At 65.0% G+C, this 6,894-nt stretch carries 4 protein-coding genes and 1 pseudogene; 4 read left to right on the top strand and 1 reads right to left on the bottom strand.

From position 1 onward, the window contains the following. A pseudogene (locus tag ACJ8AN_RS17850) lies at nucleotides 1-358 on the bottom strand (hypothetical protein); the annotation flags it as partial. A 316-nt stretch (nucleotides 359-674) separates the two neighbouring features. Here ACJ8AN_RS17850 and ACJ8AN_RS17845 point away from each other — a divergent pair. The 4 genes from ACJ8AN_RS17845 to ACJ8AN_RS17830 all read left to right on the top strand — a co-directional run bounded on the left by ACJ8AN_RS17845 (nucleotide 675) and on the right by ACJ8AN_RS17830 (nucleotide 6,765). After that, nucleotides 675-2,735, top strand: coding sequence for a PrkA family serine protein kinase (locus ACJ8AN_RS17845; protein WP_407756584.1), 2,061 nt, complete (start codon nucleotides 675-677; stop codon nucleotides 2,733-2,735). Nucleotides 2,736-2,750: 15 nt separating this feature from the next. Continuing rightward, nucleotides 2,751-3,860: a DUF444 family protein gene (locus ACJ8AN_RS17840; protein ID WP_407756583.1), complete on the top strand. Its 1,110-nt coding sequence runs from the start codon at nucleotides 2,751-2,753 to the stop codon at nucleotides 3,858-3,860. A gap of 27 nt (nucleotides 3,861-3,887) precedes the next feature. Then, on the top strand, nucleotides 3,888-5,381 hold the full coding sequence (locus ACJ8AN_RS17835) for a SpoVR family protein (protein WP_407756582.1): 1,494 nt from the start codon (nucleotides 3,888-3,890) through the stop codon (nucleotides 5,379-5,381). A 208-nt stretch (nucleotides 5,382-5,589) separates the two neighbouring features. Then, nucleotides 5,590-6,765, top strand: coding sequence for a peptidoglycan DD-metalloendopeptidase family protein (locus ACJ8AN_RS17830; protein ID WP_407756581.1), 1,176 nt, complete (start codon nucleotides 5,590-5,592; stop codon nucleotides 6,763-6,765). Nucleotides 6,766-6,894: the final 129 nt, after the last annotated feature.

Raw genomic sequence — 6,894 nt, 5'->3', positions numbered from 1 at the left:
GGTACTCGTCGGGCTCGTGGCGGGCCACGCTGGCCGTGACCTCGATCGCGACCTGCTCGAAGGCGATCGTCGTCTCCAGGGGCGAGAGGTCGGCGGGCAGCAGCCAGTTCACCATCGTCTGCTGGTGCTGCTCGACCCGGCGCACGCGCGCCAGCGCGAGCTGCAGGTCCTTGTTCATGCGGGCGCAGGAGTGCGAGAAGCGCAGCGCCTCGGACTCGATGCCGTTCATCAGGATGACGCGGACGCGGGTGAACGCGTCGTCGTTGAGCTTGCTCGTCGGGGGCTGGACCAGCTCGCGCCAGGTGAATCGCTGGCGGTCCAGGGGGGTGCCCCTGTCCTTCATCAGGTTCAAAGCCATCGGCCTACCTCGTCGGGGGTCGGGGGGATGGGCCCCACTGTGCAAGGACGGTTCCACGCGCGTGAAGGGCGAAGGCCCGCGGGAATGGCGCGCTTTTCCCCGGAGGGCGGCGACGGCGCGCCGGGATCGTGTAATCCGTGCGCGCGCGGAGTCCCACAAGATACACGGACGATCCGCGCCGGCGGCGATGGGCCTTGCATAGCGCCGCCGTCCTACCGTACCCTGATCGACGACGCACGCGTCTTCCTCTAGTCGTCGCGGGATCGGGGCGCCACGCCCTGACCGGGTCGGGCGACCCCGCCACGGGGGATCTGATATGGGAGTCGCCGGGGCCGACGTCCTCCTCAGCCTCATCAAGCAGAAGCAGGACCTCCAGGGATATCGGGAGCGCCACTGGACGGGCACGCTCGCCGACTACATGGAGGTCGTCATGGCGAACCCGCGGGTGGCGCGCAACGCCTACCAGCGGCTCTTCGACATGATCCTCTCGCACGGGGTGACGGAGTACACGCGCCAGCACGAGCGCTACGCGCACTACCGCCTCTTCGACGACCCCATCGACGGCGGACGCGACGCCGTGTTCGGCCTGGACGCGCCCCTCATGCGCCTCGTCCACAACATCAAGTCGGCCGCCTTCGGCTACGGGACGGAGAAGCGCATCCTCCTCCTGCACGGTCCCGTCGGCTCCTCGAAGTCCACCATCGCGCGGCTGATGAAGAAGGGCGTCGAGCAGTACTCGGGCCAGCCGGAGGGCGCGCTCTACACGTTCGGGTGGAAGCCGGACCTCGCCGCCATCGGCCACGAGAGCGTCCAGTGGTGCCCGATGCACGAGGACCCGCTGCACCTCATCCCGCTGGAGAGCCAGGAGGCGGTGTATGCGGAGGTCAACCGCCGCCTCTCGCCGCGCGACTATCGCATCACCAACACGGGCAGCCTCTGCCCGTTCTGCCGGAAGACCTTCCAGGACTTCCTCACCCAGTACGAAGGGAACTGGGAGAAGCTGATCCGGCACGTGATCGTGAAGCGCCTCATCCTCTCCGAGAAGGACCGCGTCGGCATCGGCACCTTCCAGCCCAAGGACGAGAAGAACCAGGACTCCACCGAGCTCACCGGCGACCTCAACTACCGCAAGATCGCCGAGTACGGCTCCGACTCCGATCCCCGCGCCTTCAACTTCGACGGCGAGCTCAACATCGCCAACCGCGGGATCATCGAGTTCATCGAGATCCTCAAGCTCGACGTGGCCTTCCTCTACGACCTCCTCGGCGCCTCCCAGGAGCACAAGATCAAGCCCAAGAAGTTCCCCCAGACGGACATCGACGAGGTCATCATCGGGCACACCAACGAGCCCGAGTACAAGAAGCTCGAGACCAACGAGTTCATGGAGGCGTTGCGTGACCGTACGGTGAAGATCGACATCCCGTACATCACCAAGCTCACCGAGGAGGTGAAGATCTACGAGAAGGACTTCAACTCCCGCGCCATCAAGGGCAAGCACATCGCCCCGCACACCCTCGAGATGGCGGCCATGTGGGCGGTGCTCACGCGCCTGGAGGAGCCCAAGAAGCACAACCTCTCGCTGCTGCAGAAGCTCAAGCTCTACAACGGCAAGACGCTCCCCAACTTCACCGAGGACAACATCAAGGAGCTCCGCAAGGAGGCTTCCCGTGAAGGCCTCGAGGGCATCAGCGCCCGCTACATCCAGGACAAGATTTCCAACGCCCTGGTGAGCGACAAGGGAGAGGGCTGCATCAACCCCTTCATGGTCCTCAACGAGCTGGAGGCCGGCCTCAAGGGCCACTCGCTCATCAACAGCGAGGACTCCCGCAAGCGCTTCAAGGAGATGCTCACCTCGGTGAAGCAGGAGTACGAGGACATCGTCAAGAACGAGGTCCAGCGCGCCATCAGCGCCGACGAGGACGCCATCGGCAAGCTGTGCGGCAACTACATCGACAACATCAAGGCCTACACCCAGAAGGAAAAGGTCCGCAACAAGTACACCGGCCTCTACGAGGAGCCGGATGAGCGCCTGATGCGCAGCATCGAAGAGAAGATCGACATCCCGGACAGCCGCAAGGACGACTTCCGCCGGGAGATCATGAACTACATCGGCGCGCTCGCCGTGGATGGAAAGAGCTTCAACTACCGAACCAACGAGCGGCTCCACAAGGCGCTCGAGCTCAAGCTGTTCGAGGACCAGAAGGACAGCATCAAGCTCAAGAACCTCGTGTCCACGGTGGTGGACAAGGAGACCCAGGAGAAGATCGACCTGGTCAAGGACCGGCTGATGAAGAACTACGGCTACTGCGAGATCTGCTCCACGGACGTGCTCAACTTCGTGGCCAGCATCTTCGCCCGCGGTGACGCCAAGGAGTAGTCAAAGGGGGTTGTCGTGTCGCTGCGGATCCACCAGGACCACTCGCGCTTCAAACAGATCGTCCGCGGGAAGATCAAATCCAACCTGCGCAAGTACGTGCAGAAGGGGGAGATGATTGGGAAGAAGGGGAAGGACACCATCGCCATCCCCATTCCCTTCATCGACATTCCCCACTTCAAGTACGGCCACAAGGAGCAGGGCGGCGTCGGGCAGGGAGACGGTGAGGTGGGTCAGCAGCTCTCCCCGGGCTCGGTACAGCCCGGAGATGGGCACCAGGCCGGCCAGGGAGAGGGCGACCACTCCCTGGAGGTCGACGTCACCCTCGACGAGCTGGCGCAGATTCTCGGGGAGGAGCTGCAGCTGCCCAACATCGAGCGCCGGCACAACGAGAAGATCGTCACCCAGAAGATCAAGTACACCGGCGTCAACACCACCGGCCCCGAGTCGCTGCGCCACTTCAAGCGCACCTACAAACAGGCGCTCCGGCGGCAGATCGCCATGGGGACGTATGACCCGGCGCGGCCCATCATCATCCCCACCCGCGAGGACCGGCGCTACCGCAGCTACAAGCTGCAGGAGCTGCCGGAGACGAACGCGGTCATCATCTACATGATGGACGTGTCGGGCTCGATGGGGGACGAGCAGAAGGAGATCGTCCGCATCGAGAGCTTCTGGCTCGATACGTGGCTGCGCCACCAATACAAGGGCCTGGAGTCGCGCTACATCATCCACGACGCCGTGGCGCGCGAGGTGGACCGGGATACCTTCTTCCACACCCGCGAGTCCGGCGGCACGATGATCTCCAGCGCCTACAAGCTGTGCCGCGACATCATCAAGGCCGACTACCCCAAGAGCGCGTGGAACATCTATCCGTTCCACTTCTCGGACGGGGACAACTGGAGCGCGGATGACACGCGCCAGTGCATCGAGATGCTCCGCGAGGACATCCTCCCGGGCGTCAATCAGTTCGCCTACGGCCAGGTGGAGAGCCCCTACGGCAGCGGCCAGTTCATCAAGGACCTGCGCGAGGCCATCGGAGACTCCACCAACGTCGCCCTGAGCGAGATCGCCGACAAGGACGCCATCTACGTCTCCATCAAGGATTTCCTCGGCAAGGGCCGCTAAGGCGGCCCACGCCCCCCGGAGCTCGCGATGCCCAAGAGCCTCACCCCGCCGTTGGCCAAGCTGAAGGAGGAAATCGAGGGCTACGCCCGCCAGTTCGGCCTCGACTTCTTCGAGACCATCTTCGAGGTCGTCAGCTACGACGAGCTCAACATGGTGGCCTCCTATGGTGGCTTCCCCACGCGCTACCCACACTGGCGCTGGGGCATGGAGTACGAGCAGCTGTCCAAGGGGTACGAGTACGGGCTCAGTAAAATCTACGAGCTCGTCATCAACAACGACCCCTGCTACGCGTACCTGCTGGAGAGCAACTCGGACGTGGACCAGAAGCTCGTGATGGCCCACGTGTACGGGCACTGCGACTTCTTCAAGAACAACTTCTCCTTCCGCCACACCAACCGCCGGATGATCGACGGCATGGCGAACCACGCCACGCGCGTGCGCCGGTGGATCGACAAGATTGGCGTGGAGAAGGTGGAGGACTTCATCGACCGGACGCTGTCGCTGGAGAACCTCATCGACCAGCACGCGCCGCACATCCGCCGCAACCCCGACCCCAAGCGGGCCGAGGACGAGATGGAGTCCAACGAGCGGGTGGAGGGCTTCAAGGTGGACCGCGAGTACATGCGCGGCTTCATCAACCCCTCCGAGTTCCTCGACAGCCAGCGCAAGAAGGTCGAGGACGAGAAGCAGCGGGCCAAGAAGTTCCCCGAGCGCCCCCAGCGCGACGTGCTCCTGTTCCTCCTGGAGAACGCCCCGCTCGAGCCCTGGGAGTCCGACGTCCTCTCCATCATCCGCGACGAGGCCTACTACTTCGCGCCCCAGGGCCAGACCAAGATCATGAACGAGGGCTGGGCCAGCTACTGGCACTCCACCATCATGACCCGGCGCGCGCTCAAGGATGACGAGGTCATCGACTACGCGGACCGGCACTCGGGCACCATGGGCACCCGCCCCGGCGCGCTCAACCCGTACAAGCTCGGCATCGAGCTGTGGCGGGACATCGAGGAGCGCTGGAACAAGGGCCGCTTCGGCAAGGAGTGGGACGAGTGCGATGACCTGCGCGCGCGCCGCTCGTGGGACAAGAAGCTGGGCGCGGGCCGCGAGAAGATCTTCGAGGTGCGCAAGCACTACAACGACATCACCTTCATCGACACGTTCCTCACGGCCGAGTTCGCGATCGAGCAGAAGCTCTTCGTCTACGGCTTCAACGAGAAGCGCAACTCGTGGGAGATCCTCGACCGGGAGTTCCGGAAGGTGAAGAACAAGCTGCTGCAGGGGCTCACGAACTTCGGTCAGCCGATCATCGAGGTGGTGGACGGCAACTACGAGAACCGGGGCGAGCTGCTGCTGGCGCACAAGCACGACGGGCAGGACCTGAAGGGCGACTACGCGCGCGAGACGCTGCGCAACCTGCAGTCGCTGTGGCGCCGGCCGACGTGCATCATCACGAAGTACGACAACAAGGGTGTGCTGCTGCGCTTCGACGGGCAGAACCACACCGAGAAGAAGATCGACCTGTAACCCTCGAGCTCGGCCCCCTACCCCTCTCCCACCGGGAGAGGGACGGGGTGAGGGAAGCGAGGGCCCCGCTCCTTCCCACCGTGCCGCAAATCCACCGTGTGCCCGGAGCGAAGGAACCAGCCAACCAGCCGAGCCCCCGTGGACACGGGGAAATGCGCGGCCGGAAGTTAGAAACAGGCCTGTAGCTCCACTACACTGCGCGAGCCCCATGAGACTCGCCGCTACCGTCCTGTGCCTGGGTGTGCTCCTCGCCGCCCCGTTCGCCGAAGCCTCGACCACCTACAGCGTGAAGAACCGCCGCATCGAGCCCAACCAGCCGCTCGCGGCGGCGCTCCAGCAGGCGGGCCTTCCCCCGGAGCAGGTGGGGGCGCTCATCAACGCGCTCGAGGGCGTGTTCGACTTCCGCAAGTCGCGTGTCGGAGACCAGTTCCGCCTGGTGATGCGCGCGGGCGAGCTGGACTTCTTCGACTACCGGCAGAGCTCGGTGGACGAGTGGCAGGTGCGCCGCGACGGCGACAAGTTCGTGGGCAGCAAGCGGGCCATCGAGGTGGAGAAGCAGGTGGGCCTCGTGTCGCTGGAGATCAACAACTCGCTCTACGAGGCGGCGCTGGCGGCGGGGGAGGACCCGGTCATCGGCATGGTGCTGGCGGACGTGTTCGCCTGGGACATCGACTTCTACCGGGACGTGCGCAAGGGAGACCGGGCGCGGGCGCTGGTGGAGAAGTTCGTCTCCAAGGGCCGGATTCTGCGCTACGGCGAGGTGCTGGCGGCGACGTACGAGGGCGAGTCGGTGGGCCGCAAGCGCGTGTTCCGCTACGAGCTGCCGGACGGCAAGGCGAGCTTCTTCCAGGAGGACGGGGCGAGCGCGCGCAAGGCCTTCCTCAAGAGCCCGCTGAAGTACGCGCACGTGACGAGCGGCTTCGGCAGCCGCTTCCACCCGGTGCTCCAGTACGTGAAGGCGCACAACGGCGTGGACTACTCGGCGGGCATCGGCACGCCGGTGTGGGCCGTGGCGGACGGCACCGTCACCGTGGCCAACAACACGGGCGCGGGCGGCAACACCGTCTGCCTGCGGCACACCAACGGCTTCGAGACGTGCTACCTGCACCTGTCCAAGTACGGCTCCGGCGTGCGCGTGGGCTCGCGCGTCAGCCAGAAGCAGGTCATCGCCTACTCGGGCAACACCGGCCGCAGCACGGGCCCGCACCTGCACTACGCCCTCAAGCGCAGCGGCCACTACGTCAACCCGCTCAACCAGAACTTCCCGCGCACCGAGCCCCTCCCCAAGGGCCTGCTCACCGACTTCCACGCGAAGATTTCCCCTCTCGCCCAGCAGCTCGACTCCGTCTCCGTCGCCGCCGCCGCGGTGAGCGCCCCGCAGTAGAAATTTCCCGTTAAACCATCTGACCTGGGATGTAGGGTTGCTCCTTGGTTCCCGCTCTCCAGGGACTCCAGGGAAAGCGGGTGAGCCCACTGCTCGATAGCCGACCTGTCTGATAGGCTGGGCCGTTAC

The organism is Archangium sp., from assembly GCF_045802675.1.
Classification (GTDB): Bacteria; Myxococcota; Myxococcia; order Myxococcales; family Myxococcaceae; genus Archangium.
This window is presented reverse-complemented; position numbering and strand designations above follow the sequence as displayed.